Annotated in this window: 12 protein-coding genes; 4 read left to right on the top strand and 8 right to left on the bottom strand. The window is 69.4% G+C overall.

Translation table 11 applies throughout. The annotated features are described in order from the left end of the window. Positions 1-26: 26 nt before the first annotated feature. Positions 27-3,116 (bottom strand): TonB-dependent receptor domain-containing protein, encoded by a 3,090-nt coding sequence (locus tag EPO51_RS14090; protein ID WP_293351552.1) that lies wholly within the window; start codon positions 3,114-3,116, stop codon positions 27-29. Positions 3,117-3,564: 448 nt separating this feature from the next. On the opposite strand from EPO51_RS14090, the gene EPO51_RS14085 reads away from it, so the two are divergent. Then, positions 3,565-4,386, top strand: a complete 822-nt coding sequence (locus EPO51_RS14085; RefSeq protein WP_293351550.1) for an IclR family transcriptional regulator — start codon at positions 3,565-3,567, stop codon at positions 4,384-4,386. 8 nt (positions 4,387-4,394) lie between these two features. Beyond that, positions 4,395-5,318: a polysaccharide deacetylase family protein gene (locus EPO51_RS14080; protein ID WP_293351548.1), complete on the top strand. Its 924-nt coding sequence runs from the start codon at positions 4,395-4,397 to the stop codon at positions 5,316-5,318. Between the two features lie 9 nt (positions 5,319-5,327). Here EPO51_RS14080 and EPO51_RS14075 read toward each other — a convergent pair whose 3' ends face one another. The 4 genes from EPO51_RS14075 to EPO51_RS14060 all read right to left on the bottom strand — a co-directional run bounded on the left by EPO51_RS14075 (position 5,328) and on the right by EPO51_RS14060 (position 12,329). Next, entirely contained in the window at positions 5,328-7,781 is a 2,454-nt protein-coding gene (locus EPO51_RS14075) for a TonB-dependent receptor plug domain-containing protein (RefSeq protein ID WP_293351546.1), read from the bottom strand. Between the two features lie 185 nt (positions 7,782-7,966). Further along, a complete protein-coding gene (locus EPO51_RS14070) occupies positions 7,967-9,376 on the bottom strand; it encodes an amidohydrolase family protein (protein ID WP_293351544.1) in 1,410 nt (469 codons plus the stop codon). After that, a complete protein-coding gene (locus tag EPO51_RS14065) occupies positions 9,373-10,851 on the bottom strand; it encodes an FG-GAP repeat domain-containing protein (protein ID WP_293351542.1) in 1,479 nt (492 codons plus the stop codon). Before EPO51_RS14065 ends, EPO51_RS14070 begins: the two co-directional genes overlap by 4 nt. Then, the gene (locus EPO51_RS14060; protein ID WP_293351540.1) at positions 10,848-12,329 is read right to left on the bottom strand and encodes an amidohydrolase; all 1,482 of its coding nucleotides are present in this window, start codon (positions 12,327-12,329) and stop codon (positions 10,848-10,850) included. The genes EPO51_RS14065 and EPO51_RS14060 overlap by 4 nt, the downstream gene beginning before the upstream one ends. A 251-nt stretch (positions 12,330-12,580) precedes the next feature. Between EPO51_RS14060 and EPO51_RS14055 the strand changes: the two genes are divergently transcribed. Next, the gene (locus tag EPO51_RS14055) at positions 12,581-13,102 is read left to right on the top strand and encodes an Lrp/AsnC family transcriptional regulator (protein WP_293351538.1); all 522 of its coding nucleotides are present in this window, start codon (positions 12,581-12,583) and stop codon (positions 13,100-13,102) included. Between the two features lie 166 nt (positions 13,103-13,268). Beyond that, positions 13,269-13,835, top strand: coding sequence for an RNA polymerase sigma factor (locus EPO51_RS14050; RefSeq protein ID WP_293351536.1), 567 nt, complete (start codon positions 13,269-13,271; stop codon positions 13,833-13,835). A 1-nt stretch (position 13,836) separates the two neighbouring features. On the opposite strand, the gene EPO51_RS14045 is transcribed toward EPO51_RS14050, so the two are convergent. The 3 genes from EPO51_RS14045 to EPO51_RS14035 all read right to left on the bottom strand — a co-directional run bounded on the left by EPO51_RS14045 (position 13,837) and on the right by EPO51_RS14035 (position 18,813). Beyond that, a complete protein-coding gene (locus EPO51_RS14045) occupies positions 13,837-14,052 on the bottom strand; it encodes a FecR/PupR family sigma factor regulator (protein WP_293351534.1) in 216 nt (71 codons plus the stop codon). Positions 14,053-14,214: 162 nt separating this feature from the next. Then, positions 14,215-16,956 carry a M14 family metallopeptidase gene (locus tag EPO51_RS14040; protein WP_293351532.1) on the bottom strand — a complete coding sequence of 914 codons (2,742 nt, stop codon included), beginning with the start codon at positions 16,954-16,956 and terminating at the stop codon, positions 14,215-14,217. Positions 16,957-17,004: 48 nt separating this feature from the next. After that, entirely contained in the window at positions 17,005-18,813 is a 1,809-nt protein-coding gene (locus EPO51_RS14035) for a CIA30 family protein (RefSeq protein ID WP_293351530.1), read from the bottom strand. Positions 18,814-18,972 lie beyond the last annotated feature (159 nt).

The following is an 18,972-nucleotide window of genomic DNA, read 5'->3' as shown; positions in this document are numbered from 1 at the left end:
CGCGGGAGGGGCTCTGGTCACCCGGCTTAGAAGGTCTTGCGGATGTTGAAGTAGAGGTACCGGCCGTAGGGGTTGTAGACCGAGGCCTGGTAGCCGTCGGTCGACGCCAGCGGCGGATCCTTGTCGAAGACGTTGCGCGCGCCGACCAGAACGCGCGTGCCTTCCAGGTATTTGCCGCCCTCCTCGAAAGTGTACGAGAGCGAGACGTTGTGCACCCAGGTGTCGGGCACCTTGTAGAAGCCGCCCGCCGCGTAGGTCAGCGCCGTGGAATAGAACTCACCCGTGTAGGTCGTGAACCAGTTGGCGGTGAAGTTGTTGTAGCGCCAGGTCACCGAGCTCGTGCCACGCCACTCCGGCGTGCCGTTCTGCCCGACGATGTCCTGACCGCCGGTGATGATCGTGCCGGCGTTGATCTGACCGGCCGCGCGCGCTTCCAGGAGCAGGGCCAGACCCTCGGTCGGGGACTGGTAGAGCTTGTCCAGGCGCGCGACGTTCACGTCCACGGTGAAGTCGCCGAAGCGGTCGGTGTCCAGGCGATAGTTGACGCCGACGTCGACGCCCTGGGCCACCTGCGGCAGCTGGTTGACGTACTTGTCGTCCGCGTACTCCACGAAGCCCACGGGCGTGAGGCCGGTGCCCGCGAACACCGCGATGTCGTCGGGGGTCGGAGCCAGGCGGTGGACCGCGGGGTTGGACGAGCCCTGCAGCCGCAGCACATAGTCGAGGATGACCGCGTTGCCTTCGCCGAACAGGCCGATGATGCCCTTCTGTTTGATCTTCCAGACATCGGCCGTGATGATGAGGCGGCCGAACTCCGGCGGGATGAATTCCGGCTGGAAGACGATGCCGTAGGACAGGCTCTCCGAGGTCTCCGGCTTCAGGTCGGGGTTGCCGGCGCGCACGGCGCGTGTGGTCCGCGACCGGGCGCACTGGGTGAAGCTGGTGATCCGCCGAGCGCGGAGGTCGGCTTCGCAGAAGTAGTAGTCCTGGCGGTTGTTGGTGCGGCTCACCTGGCTGACGTTAATCTGCTCCAGGTTCGGCGCCTTGAAGCCCTGCGACCAGGAGCCCCGCAGGCGGAAGCCGGGGATGATATCCCAGGCGGCCGCCACCTTCGGCTTCGCCACGCTGCCCACGTCGCTGTAGTCCTCGGCGCGTCCGGCCAGCTGCACCTCCACGCGGTTGACCAGCGGGATGTTCATCTCGGGAGAGACCAGCGGGATGGCCAGTTCGGCGTAGGCCGACTTCACGGTCCGGTGGCCGCTGACGTCGGGCGACACCGAAGTGCCCGGGATGTTGCCGAAGGCGACGGCGCCGCCGATCAACGGGCCCGTGATCGCGTCGACGTACGGGATAGTCCCGTCGACGTTGTCGTCGCGGTTGTCGCGATAGGTCTCGCGCCGCACCTCGACGCCGGCCGCGATGCCGATGTCGCCCGCCCACATCGAAATCAGGTCGGGCCGGCTCACCTTGAAGTCCCAGAGGGCCAGCGTCGTCTTGTTCGCGCGCGTGATGGGAATGATCAGCCCCGCCAGCGCCGCGGCGCTCGACGGAGTCTGGTCGCCGCCGGTGATCAGGTTCGACGTCCCGATGCCGTTGAAGGGGTTGTAGGCGTCCGGCGTCGTGCGGTTCACCGCCGCCGAGAAGGCCGTGCCGTCCAGGGCGTAGGACAGGTCGTCCACCGTCGCCTCGGAGTACAAGGCGGCGCTTTCCCAGTTGAAGCCGAACTTCTTGCCCTTCAGTCCGCCCAGCACCCGGATCTGGTCGTTCTCAACGATCACCTGCGACGGACCCAGGTCGACGAGGCCATAGGTGTTGAACGTCAGGCGCAGGCCGCCGGCGGGCACGCCCACCAGGTTCGGCAGGCGGTTCGGGTTCGGCTGGCCATTGGCGAGCGTCGTAGCGCCGAAGGGGTTGTAGTAGGCGTTGGGCCCGATGGTGATCGTGGGCGAGGTGCCGACGCTGTTATAGGCGGCGACGTTGCCTTCGGTGCGGGCGTGGTAGTAGCCCGCCTCGCCGAAGAAGGTGACGTCCTCGTTGATGTCGTAGTGGCCGGTCAGGAAGACGTTGGTCCGGTCGGCCTGCGGGATGACCGAGGCCTTGTTCGTTCCCAGGGTGTCGACGAGGCGAGCCCGGTCCGTCGTGGTGTTGAAGGTTCCTGGCACGACGCAGAGGCCCGGGCCGACCGCCACGGTGCAGCTCACCCCTTGCGGCGAGTAGTGGAAGATGCCGGTGGCGCCCGTGATCGCCGTCGTGCCCTGGCGGATCGCGCTCGTCACGCCCACGGCCTGGAAGGCGCCGAAGCCGGTCGTGGCGGACCGGCCGTCGAGGCTGACCGTGTTGGCGAATTCGGTGCCCGCATACAGCGGGCGCTTGTCGGACGAGGCGGTGTAGTCTTGATCGGACGCCAGCAGGGCCGAGCGCCGCTCCAGCGAACCGAAGAGGGTGATGTTGCCGCGATCGTCCTGGAAGTTGCTGCCGACCAGGCCGGTCAGCCGGCCCTCACGCAGGTTGGTTCCCGGCGCCGTGCCGTATTGGAACTCGACTTGGCTGCCGTCGAAGTCGTCCCGCAGGACGGTGTTGACCACGCCGGCCACCGCATCGGTGCCGTAGATGGCGGCCGCGCCGTCGCGGAGCACTTCGATGCTGCGCAGGCCCGCCACCGGGATGGCGTTGGTGTTGTAGGTGAAGGTCGGCACCAGGGACTCGGCCTGGGTCGTCGGGTGGTAGACCGTCCGGCGGCCGTTGATCAGCACCAGGGTGTTGCCGGCGCCGAGGTTGCGCAGGCTGATCGAGTTCACGTCACCGCGCGCCGAGTTGGACGAGCCTGGCAGGAAGCTCGAGTTGAACGTCACGTTGCCGGCCTGCGGGATGGTCCGGAACAGCTCGTCGCCCGATCCGGCCGCCGTCGCCTGAATCTGGGTTGCGTCCACCACCGTCACGGGCAGGGCGGCCGTGACCTTCGATCCCTGGATCTGGGACCCGACCACCACGATTTCGTCCACGGTGCTCGGGTCGGACCCGCCCTGCGCCCAGCTCGAACCGCCAAAACCGACGACCGCACAGATCGCACTCGTCGCAAGCAAGGCCATCCGGCCCCGCGATGGTCTGCCCATCATATCTTGTTTTCCCCTCATCCGGCCCCGGCGCACTTGGCGCCCGCCGACGAGGATAGTGGACGGCGGCGCCCGCCCCCGTCAAACAACTGTTCGTGGATCGTTCAATAACGATTGCTCATCGATCAGTCCCACGGCGCCCACAATGTGACGCAGGGACAGCAGCGACGCCGCTTTCGGTATCACATGGGCACAACCTCCAATAGAGACGAAACTCCGGCACTTGCAGGTGCCGCGACAATCCAGTCGCGATCGCTCCTCGCGGCGCCATGATTGTCCGACGCCGGCGCCTGATGAATTCCACAACTAAAATCCGCTTCGGCGGCATTGCTCCCTTGGATACTTGGAAAGGTCCCGCGGGCCTGCCCGCGAAACACGCCGGTTCGGCGATTGACGTCAGCTCAGCCAGGGGATGAATATGCGTTCAAGCATGAGAACGACATTCATATAGATGACCGACAATGTCCTTTCCGCCGCCCGGGTCCTGGACCTCGTCGAGTTGATCGCCGCGAGCGGAGACGGCGTCCTGCTGCGCGAAGCGACCACGCGGCTGAACGCGCCGAAGAGCAGCACCCTGATGCTGCTGCGGACGCTGGTGAACCGCGGCTACGCCTACCGCGACCCGCTGAGCGACCGATACCTGCTGACCGACCAGTACCGGGCGGGCGCGTTCGGCTGGGTCACGGATCCCTACGCCCGCCTGATCGCGGCGGCCCGGCCGGTGATGGAGCGCCTGAGCCAGGAACTGGGAGAGTCGATGACCTTCGGCGTTTTCGACACGCCGGGCTACGCCAAGGTGATCACCCAGGTCGTCGCCGACGTCGAGGTTCGCTACAGCGCCAACGTCAGCCGCCCGATCCCCCTCTACTGCACGGCCATCGGCCGGGTCCTGGTCTCGCGTCGGCCGCGCGCGGAGTGGCGTGACCTGATCGGCCACGGCCCGTTCCCGGCGGTCACCCGGCACACCGTGACCGACGACGAGGAAGTGCTGCGCATCGTGGCGCGGGTCCACGAGGAAGGCCACGCCATCGTCATGGAAGAATTCGCGCTCGGGGGCACGGGGGTGGCGGCGCCGGTGCTGGATGAGAACGGCCACGTCCTCGGCGCCCTGAACATGGGTTGCGTCACCAACCGGTTCGACGAGAAGCGCAAGCAGGTGGTCGCTGCGGTGATGGCCGCCGCCGGCGACCTGGGCCAGCAGTTGCGTGTGCGCGGGGGCGCCGCGGAGGCCGACGCCGGGCCGGGTTCATCTCCGGTGAGATCCTTTCGGTGAACGGAGGCGTGCCGACCGAGCACACGCCCGCGGGGCTGGAGCCGTGGCAATGGCCGCAAGCCCATTGGCGGGGTCTCGTGGACCGGGTTCGCGCCGGCCGTCGGCTGGCGCCTAGCGCCTGGCCGGGCGGGGCGCCGTTCGCGGTGGCGCTTTCGTTCGACAGCGACCATGAGACCAATGACCTGCGGGACGGCGGCGGCTCGATCAGCCGGCAGAGCTGGGGCCAGTTCGGCGCCCGCCGGGGCGCGCCGCGGATCCTGGACATCCTGGCCCGGCATCAGACGCCGGCCTCGTTCTACGTGCCGGCGGTCTCGGCCCTCCTGCATCCGGACGAGCAGCGGCGGGTCGTGGCCGAGGGCCATGAGATCGGGATCCACGGCTGGATCCATGAGCTCAACTCGACCCTCCCGTACGACGCCGAGCGCGACCTCATGCTCCGCGCCGCCGAGACCCTGGAGGCGATCAGCGGGATGCGCCCAACCGGGATCCGCACGCCGTCCTGGGACTTCAGCCCGCACACCCTGCGGATCATCTGCGAGATGGGGCTGGCCTACGACAGCTCGCTGATGGCGGACGACGACTGCTACGAGCTGGAGATGGACGGACGGCCCACGGGCGTCGTCGAGCTGCCGGTCGAGTGGATCCGCGACGACGCCGTCTATTTCGGCATGAACCGCTTCGCGGGCCTTCGCCCCTACACCCCGCCCGAGGCGGTGCTGGACATCTTCCGGCGCGAACTCGAGGGCGCGGCCCAGGAGGGCGGGGTCTTCCAACTGACCATGCACCCGCACATCATTGGCGCGCGCTCGCGGATCTGGATCCTCGACGAGGTCATCCGGATGGCCAGGTCCATGAACGGCTGGTTCGCCACCCACGCCCAGGTCGTCGCCCATGTGCGGGAGGCCTGCGACCTCCCGCACATGGGCGACTGAACCAAAGGATCAGAAGTTCACCGTCAGGCGGCCGTAGTAGTACCCGCCGTACACCCCGAACGGGGAGTTGCCGCCGAAGGGCGCGAAGCCGTTGGTGTCGGCGACGGTGTTCCGGTCGGGATAGACGTCGAAGATGTTGTTGGCGCCCACGGCCACCGAGATCCTATCGCTGACCTCGTAGCCGACCTCGAGGTCGGTCAGCCACTTCGCGCCGTAGTGCTGGTCGAAGGCGGGGTTGTTGTTGATGCTGTCGAACTTGCCGTAGCGGCTCTCGCGCAGGTTCACGCGCCAGCGGTCGTAGGTCCATTCCGCGCCCAGCAGCAGCTTGGTGCGCGGGGTCGAGCGCGTGGCGCTGCCCTGTTGCTGGCGGTCGAACAGGGTCAGGCCCAGGCCGGCGAGCTCGGGCGGATTGGGCGCGATGCCGGCGATGGTGGTCTTGTTCCAGTTGAAGCCCAGCGTGTAGCGCAGCCGGCCCAGGTCACCGATCTCATGGGCATAGGACGCGACCACGTCGACGCCCTTGGTGTTGGTGTCGATGGCGTTGGCGAAGTAGCGCACCGAGAGGTTGGTCGGGAACCCGTTGCGGGCCAACACCGCGGCGACCCCGGTCCCGGACAGCAGGCCGGTGAGCGCGATGCGGTCGCGCAGCTCGATCCGATAGGCGTCCACCGTGGCGCTGAAGCCCGTGAACGGGGTGAGCGCTAGGCCGACGCTGTAGTTGGTGGATTTCTCCGGCTTCAGCGGCTGGGCGCCCAGCGCCTGGCCGACCGGGGAATCCGGCCGCACGGTCTTCGATTCCACGAAGGTGAAGACGCCGTTGATGATGTTGGCCTGGTTGGCCGTCTGGGCGTAGCCCGACTGCGACAGCGAAGGCGCGCGGAAACCGTTGCTGACGGTGGCGCGCAAGGCCACCGCGTCGTTGAACTCGTAGCGGGCCGACAGCTTGCCGCTCAGCACGTCGCCGGCGGCGTCATCGTAGTCTTCGTAGCGGCCGGCGGCGGCGACCAGGAACCTATCGGTGACGTCCAGGCTGAGGTCGACGTAGGCCGCGTAGTTGGCGCGCGAGACGTCCGCCTCGTCGGCGGGGGTCAGGATCACGGCGCCCTGGGCGCCGACGCTGGCGGCGCGGCCGCCCAGGTTGCCGTAGCCGGCGGGGTAGACGTAGTTCCCCGCCGCGTAGGCCGCCGGATCGCCGGCCTTCGTCTCGTAATGCTCCCAGCGGTACTCGGCCCCGGCGGCGAGGGTCAGCGGCCGTCCGCCGAACACCTCGACTTCGCGATTGAGATCGAGGTTGGTCGTCCACTGCTCGAAGGTGGACCGGAAGGTGTGGAACTCCGTCGGGCTCGTCGGTCCGAGCGAGGCGTTCAGGGTGTTGCTGGAGCCGTGATCGACCCGGTTGCGGCCGTAGGTGGTGCTGAGGTCGAGGTTCCAGCCGCCTGCTTCCCAGCGCGCGCCGGCGGTGGTCTGGAAGTCGAGCTCGTCGAGCGTGTAGTTCGGCGCGAAGCCGTCCGGATAGAGCTGCAGCAGGTTCTGGTTGCTGTTGGGGCGACGAAAGCCCTGGCCCACCACAGCGTCGCGGAAGCTGAGCGTCCCCGAGCCGTAGACCTCCGCGCCCCCGAGGGTCTGGCCGACGTTGAGCGAGAGGTTCGCCGCCTTGGTCTTCGGCAGGCCCCCACGGTAGAGCTGGTACCGGTACGCCGTGGCTTCGCGCGGGTCGGCCACCCCGCCCGGCAGCGCAAAATAGAGCTGCCCCGTGAGGTCCACGCCGCGCAGCGAGTCGTGCTGCGTCTTGGCGTCGAGCGCGACGGTCGCGAAGCCGTCCTCCCCGAACGCGAAGCCGTGGAAGAGGTCCGCCTGCAGCGTCTCGCCATCGGAGACCCCGTTGTACGAGAAGCGCTGACCGGCGTTCACGTTCAGCCGTCCGCCGTCGCGGTCCTTGCGCAGGATCACGTTGATCACGCCGGCGATGGCGTCCGAGCCATATTGCGCCGCGGCCCCGTCGCGCAGCACCTCGATGCGCGAAATCGCGCTGGACGGGATCAGGTCCAGATCGACCGGGTTGCCGCCGTTGGACAGGTTGCCGGTGTTGAGGTTGAGCAGCGAGCTGTTGTGGCGGCGCTTGCCATCCACGAGGACCAGCACATGCACGCCGCCCAGGCCCCGCAGGCCGGCGGGCCGCGCCAGGCTGTCCCAGGACGAGGAGCCGACCGTCTGGGCCTGGAACGACGGGATGAGCTGGGTCAGGGCGTCCCGCAAGGGCGCCGCGCCGCCGAGGCGCTCGAGCTGTTCGCCGCTGATCACGTCGATGGGCGCGGGACTCGATACGACCGTTCGCGCCTGCCCCCGGCTGCCGGTGACCACGACCTCCGACACCGACTCCGCGCCGCCCTCCTGCGCCGCGGCTGACGAGGCGAGCACGAGGCCCGCGAGGCTGGAACACAGGAACAGGGATCGCTTGGTCATGTCTGGAGCTCGGCCTTTGAGGTGTGCGAACGGGACGCGTCGGACGGTAGGTTTTGTGAGGGGGATCACCTGGAAACTGACCGGATCCAGAACACGCCCCGCCCGCACTTCCTGATGACGAACCGCGGGCGAAAACACGCACCTTCCGCGGAAGATTTTTCACCCGAGCGCCTCGGGCGCCTCGCTCAGTTCACATCGACGGGCGGAGACGGCTTGGCGAGCGGCGCGGAGACATGCCTCGGCAGGACGACCTGGCCCCTGGCCACCCAGATGCGGCCGTCCTTGATCACCTGGTCTATGCGCGCCAGGTCCTCAAGGGTCTCGTCCGGGCGGCCGTCGACCACGATCACGTCTGCGAGTTTCCCCGCCTCGAGCGTGCCCAGCTTGTCGCCCATGGCGAGCAGTTCGGCATTGGTGCGGGTCGCCGCGATCAGCGTCTGGGCCGGCGTATAGCCGCCCTTCACGAACCACTTCAGCTCCGCGATGTACGGGTTCGGGGTCATCTGGTTGACCCGCCCGATGGTGTCGGTGCCGACCCCCATGACGACGCCGGCCGCCCTGAGCTTCTTGAACACGTCGAAGTTGGACTGGCTGGTCATGCTGAAGCGGCGCGACGTGGAGCCGTAGAACCCGCCGGCCGTGTCCAGGACGTTCTGGTAGACCTGCAGCGTCGGGACCGACGCGATCTTCTTGCGGCCCATGGCGGCGATCGTGGCGTCGGTGCGGGGCAGCGGATGCTCGATCATGTCGACCCCGGCCGCCACGGCGCGCTCGATGTAGATCGTCTCGCAATCACAGGTGACCGGCAGGCCCAGAGTGTGGGCCTCGTCCACCGCCGCGGCGACCTCCTCCGGCGTGAAGTGGCTGGCGATCTTGATGACGCTGGCGCCCTCCTTGAAGGCCGCGCGCACCGCGCCGCGCCAAGCGTCGGCGCCATCGCGCTCCCACTGGTAGGCGGGCCCGTGGTTAGGTGTGACCGGCCGCTCGGTGGCGTGGCCGCCGGTCCCGGTGATGATGTGGCCGGCGGCGAACACCCGGGGCGCAGGGATCTGGCCGGCGGCGCTCCACTGGGCGAGCTGGAACGGGGCGTTCAGCACGCCACCCAGATCGCGCACCGAGGTGAAGCCGGATTCCAGGAAATAGCGGAGGTTGCGCGCGCCGCGCAGCACGCCCGAGCCCTCGGTCGCCTGCTCGTCGAGGGGCGTGTCGGGGTCCGGATAGGTCATGTGCACATGCAGGTCGATCAGGCCCGGCATCACCGTCTTGCCGGCCACGTCGACGACGGTCGCGTCGGCCGCCCAGTCCGTCCGGTCCGGGGGCAGGATCGCCTTGATGACGCGGCCTTCGATGACGACGCTGGCGGGATAGGCGGTGGCTCGCACCGCGTCGAACACGCGGCCGCCGCGCAGGACCAGCTGCTTGCCGACGCCTGGCGGCGGCCGCCTGGGGATCCGCTGGGGATCGTCGGTGGTCAGCACATCGCGGGGCAGCACCGCCGCGCGGTCGTTGCGCGGGGTCTGGGCGTCGACCGGCGCGGCGGCGGCCGCGCAGGCCGCCGCGAGGAGCAGGCCCAGCCGGGCGGACAGGCGGTTCACGGGCGGGGCTGGCGGACGCGGAGCGCCTTGCCGGCCAGGCGGGACGGATCGACGTTCCGGACCGTGACGGCGCGGCGGCCCTGGGCGGTGAGGTAGGTCACCTCGACGGTGAGGCGCCGGGCCTCGCCGGTCGGGACGTGGACGGACATGGCGTTCTGGGAATCGTAGCCGCCGCCGGTGTCGACGAGCCGCGCGCCCAGCAGGCGCCCCGCCGCGTCGCGCACCCGCACCTCCGCCCCTGGGACGACGGACCGTCCCCCGGTGTCGAGCGCGAGGACCTTCAGCGCGCCGCGGTGGGCGGCGTCGGGACTGTCGTTGCGATAGACACGGCCACCGCCGACCTTGTCGTCGTTGTGGGTCAGCGCCAGGTCGAGGTCGCCGTCGCCGTCGAGGTCCGCCCACTGCACCCCATGGTCCGCGGGAACCACGGCGAGGCTCTCGGGCAGTTCGTCCACGAACCGGCCCGCCTGGTTGCGGTAGAGGTGGTCGCGCAGGTTGGGGTTCGGCGTGCGGAAGGTGGTCACATAGAGGTCGAGCCAGCCGTCCTGGTCCACATCGGCCCAGCCGCCGGCGACATAGTGGTCCTCGCCGACGATGCCCGCGGCCTCCGCCACCTCGGCGAAGGTCCCGCCGTCATTGCGATAGAGCCGGTTCTTGCCGTAGGCGGCGACGAACAGGTCGAAGTCGCCGTCATTGTCGTAGTCGCCCGGCGCGCAGCCCACCGAGCCATCCGCCGCCGGGCGTTCCAGGGGCGTGAGGCCCAGGGTCTCGGCGACGTCCGTGAACCGGCCATTGTCGTTGCGGAAGAACCCGTCCCGGTCGCCGGCCTGGTTGGCGACGAAGACGTCCAGGTCGCCGTCCTGATCGGCGTCGAAGAAGCAGGCGCCGACGCTCTTGCGCGGGTCGGCCAGGCCGAGTTCGGCGGCGACCTCCCGGAACTTGCCGCCCTCGTTGCGGAACAGCTGGTTGGGCGCCGCGCGCTGGGCCACGAACAGGTCCAGGTCACCGTCCCGGTCGATGTCGATCCACGAGGCCTGCCGGGTCGTGGCGTCGGCCGGCGACACGCCCAGGTCCGCCCCGACCTCGGCGAAGCGGCCGCCGCGGTCGTTGCGGAACAGCCGGTTGAGATGGCGCGGCGTGGCGGACGTGCCGACGTAGAGATCGGGGTCGCCGTCGGCATCGTAGTCGCCCCACGCCAAGGCGCGGGCGTCGCGGCCGCCGACGTCGAACGGGACGCCGGAGGGCGTCAGCTTGCCCGCGTCGTTCCTCAGCAGGATCACCGAGCCGTCCTTGAAGCCAGTGGCCAGGTCGAGGTCGCCGTCCCCATCGTAGTCGGCCCAGGCGTTGGCGAGCGCGCCGGGCTTGTCCAGGGCGGGGATCGGCAGCCGTTCGAACTGCAGCGGCGCGGCGTGGGCTGACGCCGCGAGCCACAGGCCCGATGCGGCGAGCGCGCTGAAGCGGATGGGTCCGCTCACGGCCGGGCCTCCCCCGCCTTGCGGCGGTAGTCTAAGGGTGGGGGCCGGTCACCGACCATGGCCTTGTAGGTGAAATCCGGTCCGCGCCGCTCGACGAGCTCCGCCTGGGCCTTCGCGATCATCGCGGGATCCCGCAGCAGGTCGGCGGCGGTGAGCGCGAGGGTCTTGGCCGCCACGACCCCGCCCTTGACCGCCATGTCCGTGCCGCCCGCCGCGACGGCCTGCCAGCTGTGGGCCGGGGTGCCGGGGACCCAGGTGGCCGCAGTCATGCCGGCCGTGGGCGTGACCCAGCTCACGTCGGCCACGTCCGTCGAGCCGCCGCCTCCACCGCCGATCCGGTAGGGCTGCACCTGGGCGGCGCTGGCGAGCGTGCGCTTGCCGGACGGCAGCTGAGGCGCCATCGCCTGGGCGAAGGCCGTATCCTTGGCGTCCCACTTCACGCCGCCAACCTCGCGCAGGTTGCCGTCCATCAACCGCCCAAGGGCGTCGTTGGGGAGCATGTTGTAGACCCCGCCGGTCTGTTCGAAGGCGACCTTGGTCTCGGTGGCCATGGCCGCGCCCTCGGCCGCCTTCTGGATCCGGCCGATGACGTCGCGCACGACCAGCGGGTCGGTATGGCGGACGTAATAGTAGACCTCGGCCTTGTCGGGCACGACGTTTGGAGCCTGGCCGCCGTCGGTGGTGACGTAGTGGATGCGCGTGCCGTCGGGCACGTGCTCGCGCATGTAGTTCACCGCCACGTTCATCACCTCGACCCCATCCAGCGCCGAGCGCCCCTTCTCCGGCGAGGCCGAAGCGTGGGCCGAGACGCCCGTGAACCGGAACTTGCCGCTGACATTGGCCAGGGAGATCGTCTGGGACGCGTCGTTGGCGTCGGAGGGATGCCAGTGCAGGGTCGCCGAGACGTCCTTGAACAGGCCTGCGCGGACCAGATAGACCTTGCCCGACCCGCCCTCCTCGGCCGGCGAGCCATAGACGCGGATCTCGCCCTTCACATTGTTGGCCTGCATCCAGGCCTTTACCGCCTGGGCCGCGGCGACGGAGGCGGCGCCGAAAATGTGGTGACCGCAGGCGTGGCCCGCCTCCTGGCCGGCGATGACGGCGCGCTGGGGTTCCGCCCGCTGCGCCAGGCCCGGCAGGGCGTCGTACTCGGCGAGGATCGCGATCACCGGGCCGTCGCCGTTGCGGAACCGCGCGACGAAGGCGGTGGGCATCCCGGCCACGCCGGCTTCGACGTCGAATCCGGAGGCCTTGAGCTCGGCCTGCAGCAGGGCGGAGCTCTTCGTCTCCTGGTAGCCCACCTCCGCGAAGTCCCAGATCTGGTGGGCCACCTCGCCCATGTGCGGGCCGGCCTTGTCGACCAGGGCCAGCAGTTCGCGGCGTTCGCCGGCTGCGACCTTGGCCTCCGCGACCCCCGTCAGCAGGAGGCTGGCGACGAGCGCGGATCCGGCGAAGCGGAGACGGGAGGATCGGGGCATTTAACGGTTCCACGGCGGGCATGTGGGCGCGACGCCGGCCGGCGCCACGCCCGCATTCGTTGACGAGCGGCGCACAGCTTTCCTCACCGGCGCGGAGAAAAAAAGCGCCTCGCACCGGCGCGCGGGCATGCGCCCTGGCCATGCAGCCCGCACCATGGGCATCCGGGCGGACTTGCCTGGGCGACCGCAGCCAGGCGTCGTCTTCCCCGGCATCGCGGCGTATTAGGCGGCCCGGGCTGCAGGGATCGGATATGGACGCCAAGGCTACAGCGGGCCGGGTCACCCTGGACCCCATGGACGTGCGGATCCTCGCGACGCTGCAGGAGGATGGCGCGCTGTCGATCGCCTCGGTCGCCGAGCGGGTCGGTCTCTCGAACAATGCGTGCTGGCGCCGGATCAGGCGGCTGCAGGACCAGGGCGTCATCAAGCGGCGGGTGGCTCTGCTGGACGCCGGGGCGCTGGGGATCGGCGTGACCGTCTTCGTCAATGTGCGGGCCGGCGACCACGGCGCCGAATGGTTCCGGACGTTCTCGGAGGCCGTCTCCGCGATCCCGGAAGTGGTCGAGTTCTATAGGATGAGCGGCGATGCCGATTATCTCCTGAAGGTGCGGACGCCGAGCATCGCGGACTATGACGCGGTCTATCGCCGGTTGGTGAACGCGGTCGGCCTGACGGACGTCAGCTCCACCTTCGCCATGGAAGAAATCAAGAACACCACGGCGCTGCCGCTGCCGAAGACAACCGTTCCCGATCGATCTCACAAATCCGACTGATCACCACTGCTTTGTGACAGTTTTTGTGGATGTTTATCCCAATTTTCTGACCTTTTCGGTCGAGGCGAGTGAGGATTTTCTGCCCGCGGCCATGGGACAGTGAGCCGGTCATCTCGGGGGCGGATGTGGGGACCACAGGACATCTGGCGCGATTTTGGGGCCCGGCGTGCGCCGTCGCCTCGCGAGGTCCGCGTTGAGCGCCACGGCGGCGGCGGACGTCTCTGTCCCGGCGGCGTGCCGGGGAAACGGCGTGCTGACGGCGGTCTGGCCGCATGTGCCCCAGCTGCGGGGCTACCTCCGAAAGCGGCTGCCGGCCAGCGAAGTCGACGACCTCGTTCAGGACATCTTCGTTCGCCTGATCCACCGGGTGGACGGCGCGGAGGTCCAGTACCCGCAGCGCTACCTCTACCAGGTTGCGACCGCCGCGCTCATCGACCGCCATCGGCACGAGAAGAGCCGGTGCGGCGGCCTGCATTGCGAACTGCTCGAAGCCGAGCTGCCGCACGACGAAGTCTCGCCCGACCGCGTGCTGGCGGCGCGCCAGGGCGTGCAGGCCGCACAGCGGGTGCTGGCCGCGCTTCCCGAGCGGACGCGGGCCATCCTGGTCGCCGTCCGCGTGGACGGCGCGAGCCTCAAGACCGTGGCGGCCCACCAAGGGATCACCGTCAGCGCCGTGGAAAAGCACCTGATCCGCGCGATCCGGGCCCTGCGGATCGATCGCGACGCGGCGTGAGCTAACCCGCGGGTTCGACCGCCAGGGCCACACCCGCCAAGGTCCACAGGCGGAGCGCCTCGTCCCACGCCTCGCCGGCCGACGGCGAGGCTGCGCACCAGGCGGCGAAGGCCTCGACCGTCTCGAGAGACAGGTCTTCACGCAACCTCAGAAGCCAGCTGAGGGCTTCCTCGAGCGCCGGCTCGCCGAGGCCGGGATGTGGGGCCGTGATCGGCATCGGATCCTCTCGTCGCCGGAGCGCTGAGAGCAGCGTCTGGGCGGCGACCTGTCCTTCGACGGAGAGCGGGGCGAAACCCTCACCGGAGCGTCCGAGGATCCGCCGCTCGAGACACGATCCGCCGGCTCGGGCAGCCCCGACCTCCGGGGCGATGGCGGCCGGCTAGCGATCGCCGGCGATGGCGGGCCCGTACTGCAAGCCGTTGAACAGGAACTTGAAGGCCGCGTGGGACTGGGCCCGCTGCGCGACCTCCGGCCCCATCAGGAACAGCCGCCCCTTGCCCAGCGGGACTTCGACCACCGCGCCGGCGCCGCCCAGCTTCTCCTGGCCGACCGCCCAGCCGCTGCGCAGCACGTCGCCCTGCGGATACCAGGCTGCCCGGGCCCCGACACCCGCCGCGAACGCCGGGCTCCGATCGAAGAAGACGTTCATCCGGCTGGGCGCGCCATAGGCGAGCGGCTGGGTGTTGTCGACGCTGACCTCCAGCAACGAGCCGGGGATGTAGAAGCTGTTGCGCGGCAGCGGCTTGCCGTCGGCGCCGTTCAGCGCGCTGGGCGCGGGGGTCCCCAGCATTTCCGCCAGTCGCGAGGAATTGCCGACCGCCACGACCGCGCCGCCGGCCTTCAGGAAGGTCGCGATCTGGGGCGCGGTCTTGTCGCGCGTGACCTCGCCCAGCCAGGGCCGGAACTCGGCCGGGATGTCCTCCGGCTTGGGCTGGCGGGGGCCGCTGCCCTCGCCGAACTCGTCGGCCGACATGACGTTGTTGGCGAAGATGAGGACGTCGAAATCCTTGGCGATGTCGCCGGCGTCCAGGCGCTGCGGATAGACCACTTGGTAGTCGAACTCGTACTGCTCCATCAGCCAGCGGGTCCAGCCGGCCGGCATGTTGCCGCCGTACTTGTCGACCACGCCGACGCGCACGGGCTTCAGCTTCAGCTTCTCGCCCGAAGGCGCCGCGCCAAGGGCGTAGGCCTTCAGCCCCAGCTCGCGCGTGGCCTTCTCGACGATGGCGCGGTTCTGGGCGGTGGCGGGAATCCAGAGCGCGCCGGGCGCGAACGGCCGCCCGGCCGCCTTGGTCGCCGCCTTCTGCCAGTAGACCGCCTGGCCGGCCTTCAGCAGGCGGTTGGACAGGATGAAGCTGTCGTTGACCTCATGGCTGACCAGGTAGCCGGCCTTCCCCGAGCCCACGATCTGGCCCGCCGGCGGCGCGATGAGGTCGGGCACCGCCTCGAAGGGCCCGTCGAAGCCGTCCAGCACCCGGTCGAACGCGACGCCCATCTGCAGGGCCAGCGTGTAGCCCGTGGAGTCATAGGGCGGGATCGGCGGGCCGCCCGGATAGGCGAAATCGTGCGGGTGATCCTGCGGCTCGAACATGTCCAGCACGTGCGGCCGGTAGGCCTGGTCGGCCTTCACGACATAGGAGCCCGCCGGATAGGTCTTGCCCGCGACCGTGAACGGCCTGGTCGCACGCTTCACGTCGACGCCGGTCTTGATCAGGGCGTTGAGGAACTTCACCGCCGTCGGCAGGTCGGCCTGGTCGGCGGGGATGACATAGCCGCGCGGGTCGCGGTTGGCGGGGTCGCGCAGCACCTGCTTGAAGAGGTCTGGCTGCAGGCCCTGGTTGCGGCCCGAGCCCACCAGAGGCTTGCCCTTGGCCGCGGCTTCCAGCGCCTCGATGCGCTTGGGCGTGACGGTCCAGCTATCCTCGCGGCCCCGCTCGATGGAGTTGTTCCCCATCCGCCAGATGTTGAACAGCAGGCGCTCGCGGTTGCGCGAGGCATAGTCCAGCACCGCGTAGTTCATGGTCAGCGAGTAGTCGATCGACTGGCGGAAACGCCAGGTCTGCGGCGCGATGGGCGCCGGCAGGTCGTTGCGCGCGATCTGGTTCCTGGCCAGCAGCGGGATCTCGGTCGGCGTCGGGTTGCCGATGATCTCGGTCAGCAGGCCGACCGCATTGTGGAAGTAGGTGATCGAGCGCTCCATCCCGTTGTTCCAGGTGGAGTAGGTGGCCCCGCTGCGCATGGTGGAGCCCGGTTTGCCCTCGGCGATCAGCCGGCTGTGCATGGTCGCGCCGACCTCGCTCAGCGTGCTCATCACCAGCGGGTCGTAATTGTAGTTGAAGGGGTCGCGGAACGGGGGGACGAACACCACGGTGCCGGCCGGTCCGGTCTGGTGGTGGTTGTAGATGATCTGCGGATACCACTCGCGGAAGAAGACGCGATTGACGTTCGTCGTCTCCTTCATCGCCGACATGTAGTAGTCGCGATTGTTGTCGTGGCCGATGTACTTCTGGTACAGCCGCGGCAGGCTGCCGAACTCGCGCTTCTTCTCGTCCGAGTTGCGCATGTACCAGTTGGAAACCAGCTCCATCCCATCCGGGTTCACCTGGCCGAACAGGATGATCACGTCGTCCAGGATGCGCCTGGTCTCGGCGTCGTCGCGAGTCAGCCACTGGTGCAGCGCGGCGATCAGCGCCTGGGGCGCCACGACCTCGGTGGCGTGCAGCCCGCCGTCGATCCAGATCACCGCCTTGCCCTCGGCGGCCAGCGCCCGGGCCTCTTGCTCGCTGACGCCTTCGGCCTTGGCCAGCTTACGGGCGATTTCCCGGTAGCGGTCCAGCTTGGCGAGGTTGGCCGGCGAGGAAACGATCGCCATGTATTCGCTTCGGCCCTCCTCGGTCTTGCCGATCTCCACCAGTTTCATGCGGTCGGACTGGCCGGCGACGGTTTTGAAATAGGCCTCGAGCTGGGTGTAGTTCGCCAGGAAGTAGTCGTCGCCGATGTCGTGGCCCAACGCCTCCTTGGGCGAGGTGACGGGCGCGGCGGCCTGGGCCAGCGGCGCGGCCAGCAGGGCGCACAGGGCCAGCGCCGCGGCGGCGCCCGAGAACGCGCGGTTGAACTTCATCGGCGATTTTCCCCAGTCTTCATTCGTCAGGCGTCAGTCGTTTGGCGGTCAGTAGAAGGTGACGTTGTCGATCTGCAGCCAGAGCCGCTGGCCGGCCTCGCGGCCGCCGCTGAACCCCAGGTCGATCAGGTCGGCGCCGGTCCAGGCGGCTGACGAGGAGGCGCCGCGGCCGGGCGCCCGCGTCAGGCTGTCGAACGGAATCTCCACCGTGGTCCACTCCGCGCCGGCCTTGATCGGCGCGCGCCAGCGGCCGCCCTGCGTGCCGACGGTGAAGGCATAGTCCCCGCCGTCGCCGCGCACGTCGAAGCGCACGCCCTTGAATGCGCTGGCGTCAACCGGCTCCACCGACCCACGGCTGAGCGGCAGCAGCACGCCTGCGGAGGGATCTTCCTTCTGGGCCATCTTGGCGGCCAGCAGCAGGGCGTGGTCCTGGCCGCCGCGGACGGCGATCTGGCTAACCTGCACCGAACGGTCGTGACCGCCGTCCATGTCGTCCAGGCGCAGGGTGTCGGCGCGGGTGCGGCCATCCGGGCGCTCGAAGTCATCCACCAGGGCCTTGGCCTTGATGGCGGGCATGGAAGGCTGCCCGTCGGCAGGTGTCGGCTTGAAGCCCGGTCCGAACGCCAGCTTGCCGTCGATATAGACGCGCTCGGTCTTGCGGATGTCGCCGATCTGCGCCCACGGCGTCCCGTCGATCAACACGAGGTCGGCGCGCTTACCCTTCTCGATGGTGCCGCGGTCCGTGAGCTCGTTCATGGCCTTGGCGCTGTTGGCGGTGCCCGCCATCAGCGCCTCGGTCGGGGTCAGGCCGGCCTGCACCAGCAGTTCCATCTCGCGCAGGGTCGCAGCGCCGTGCGGCGTGCCGGGCATGCCGGCGTCGGTGCCGACCGCGATGGTGACGCCGGCGTCGTGCAGGGTCTTCACGTTGTGTAGGGCGTAGCCGAACTTCTTCAGTGCGTTCTGCAGCCGGGCGTCGTCGCGGTTGGCAGGCTGCGGCTGGCCGGGCTTGATCGGCTCGTAGACGGCCAGCGTCGGCGCGTAGGTGGTGCCGTTGGCCTTCATCAGCGCCAAGACCTCGTCGTCGACCTCGCGGTCCTGCAGGCTGTGGGCGATCACGTCGACCTTCGCGCGGGCGGCGACCTTGCCGCGCTCGACCGTGACGGTGTGGGTCAGGACCTTGAGGTTGTTCTTGTGCGCCTCGTCCGCCAGGGCCGACAGCGTCCAGTAGTCCATGCTGCTGTTGTCGGGACCCGCGCCGTAGCGCCAGCCGTCGGCGAACGCCTTGATGGCGTCGGGCTTGTAGGGGAGCAGGCCACGGACGGCCGCGCGGGCGCCCTCCGCCGTGCTGACCCATTTGGTGGTCGCCTCGTCGGCCCAGTCGGCGCCGTGGCCGCCGGGCGTGCTGATCCGCGCGGTGAAGTTCACGTGCGGTGTGGTCAGGGTCGTCAGCCAGCGGCGGCGGGGCTCGTAGGCCTCCGGGGGCTGGTGGAAATCGTTCACCGTGGTGACGCCGGACGCCGCATAGGCGCTGGCGATCTGCGGGGCGACCGCCGGGGCGCCGCCCGGCGTCCAGTGGGTGTGGAGGTCGAAGAACCCGGGCAGCAGCGCCTTGCCCTTGGCCTGAATGACGGTCGCGCCGGCCGGGGGCCGCAACCCCGGGCCCACGTCGGCGATGCGCCCGTCGCGGATGATCACCGTGGCCACCCTGGGCGCCGCGCCGGTTCCGTCGAAGACCGTGGCGTCGACGATGGCCGTGACGGGGCCACGGACGGTGGCCGCCTGGGCGTGTCCCATGACCGCCACTGCGGCCACCGCCCCCAACACGCGAACCTTGCTCCAGCTGTAAGACACCCGCATCCCCTTTTTCCGGCCTATCCCCGGGCCCGTCTGACCTAGACCAGGGACGCATCCGCGCGGCGAATCCTCACCGCCATCCGCCGCGTCGCCGAGGCCGCCCACTCGGCCTCAAGGGACGGCGCAAATATTTCCGGGATATTGCAGGGACCGCAAGCGAAA

Source organism: Phenylobacterium sp. (assembly GCF_004297125.1).
Lineage (GTDB): Bacteria > Pseudomonadota > Alphaproteobacteria > Caulobacterales > Caulobacteraceae > Phenylobacterium.
The sequence above is the reverse complement of the archived record's forward strand: the minus strand, read 5'-3'. Positions and strand labels throughout refer to the sequence as shown.

What these genes read in the sequence shown, in the direction of transcription:
- EPO51_RS14085 (WP_293351550.1), top strand. Translation starts at nt 3,565, where the DNA reads ATGACCGACAATGTCCTTTCCGCCGCCCGGGTCCTGGACCTCGTCGAG.
- EPO51_RS14035 (WP_293351530.1), bottom strand. Translation starts at nt 18,813, where the DNA reads ATGCGGGTGTCTTACAGCTGGAGCAAGGTTCGCGTGTTGGGGGCGGTG.
- EPO51_RS14090 (WP_293351552.1), bottom strand. Translation starts at nt 3,116, where the DNA reads ATGATGGGCAGACCATCGCGGGGCCGGATGGCCTTGCTTGCGACGAGT.
- EPO51_RS14075 (WP_293351546.1), bottom strand. Translation starts at nt 7,781, where the DNA reads ATGACCAAGCGATCCCTGTTCCTGTGTTCCAGCCTCGCGGGCCTCGTG.
- EPO51_RS14045 (WP_293351534.1), bottom strand. Translation starts at nt 14,052, where the DNA reads ATGCCGATCACGGCCCCACATCCCGGCCTCGGCGAGCCGGCGCTCGAG.
- EPO51_RS14040 (WP_293351532.1), bottom strand. Translation starts at nt 16,956, where the DNA reads ATGAAGTTCAACCGCGCGTTCTCGGGCGCCGCCGCGGCGCTGGCCCTG.
- EPO51_RS14055 (WP_293351538.1), top strand. Translation starts at nt 12,581, where the DNA reads ATGGACGCCAAGGCTACAGCGGGCCGGGTCACCCTGGACCCCATGGAC.
- EPO51_RS14060 (WP_293351540.1), bottom strand. Translation starts at nt 12,329, where the DNA reads ATGCCCCGATCCTCCCGTCTCCGCTTCGCCGGATCCGCGCTCGTCGCC.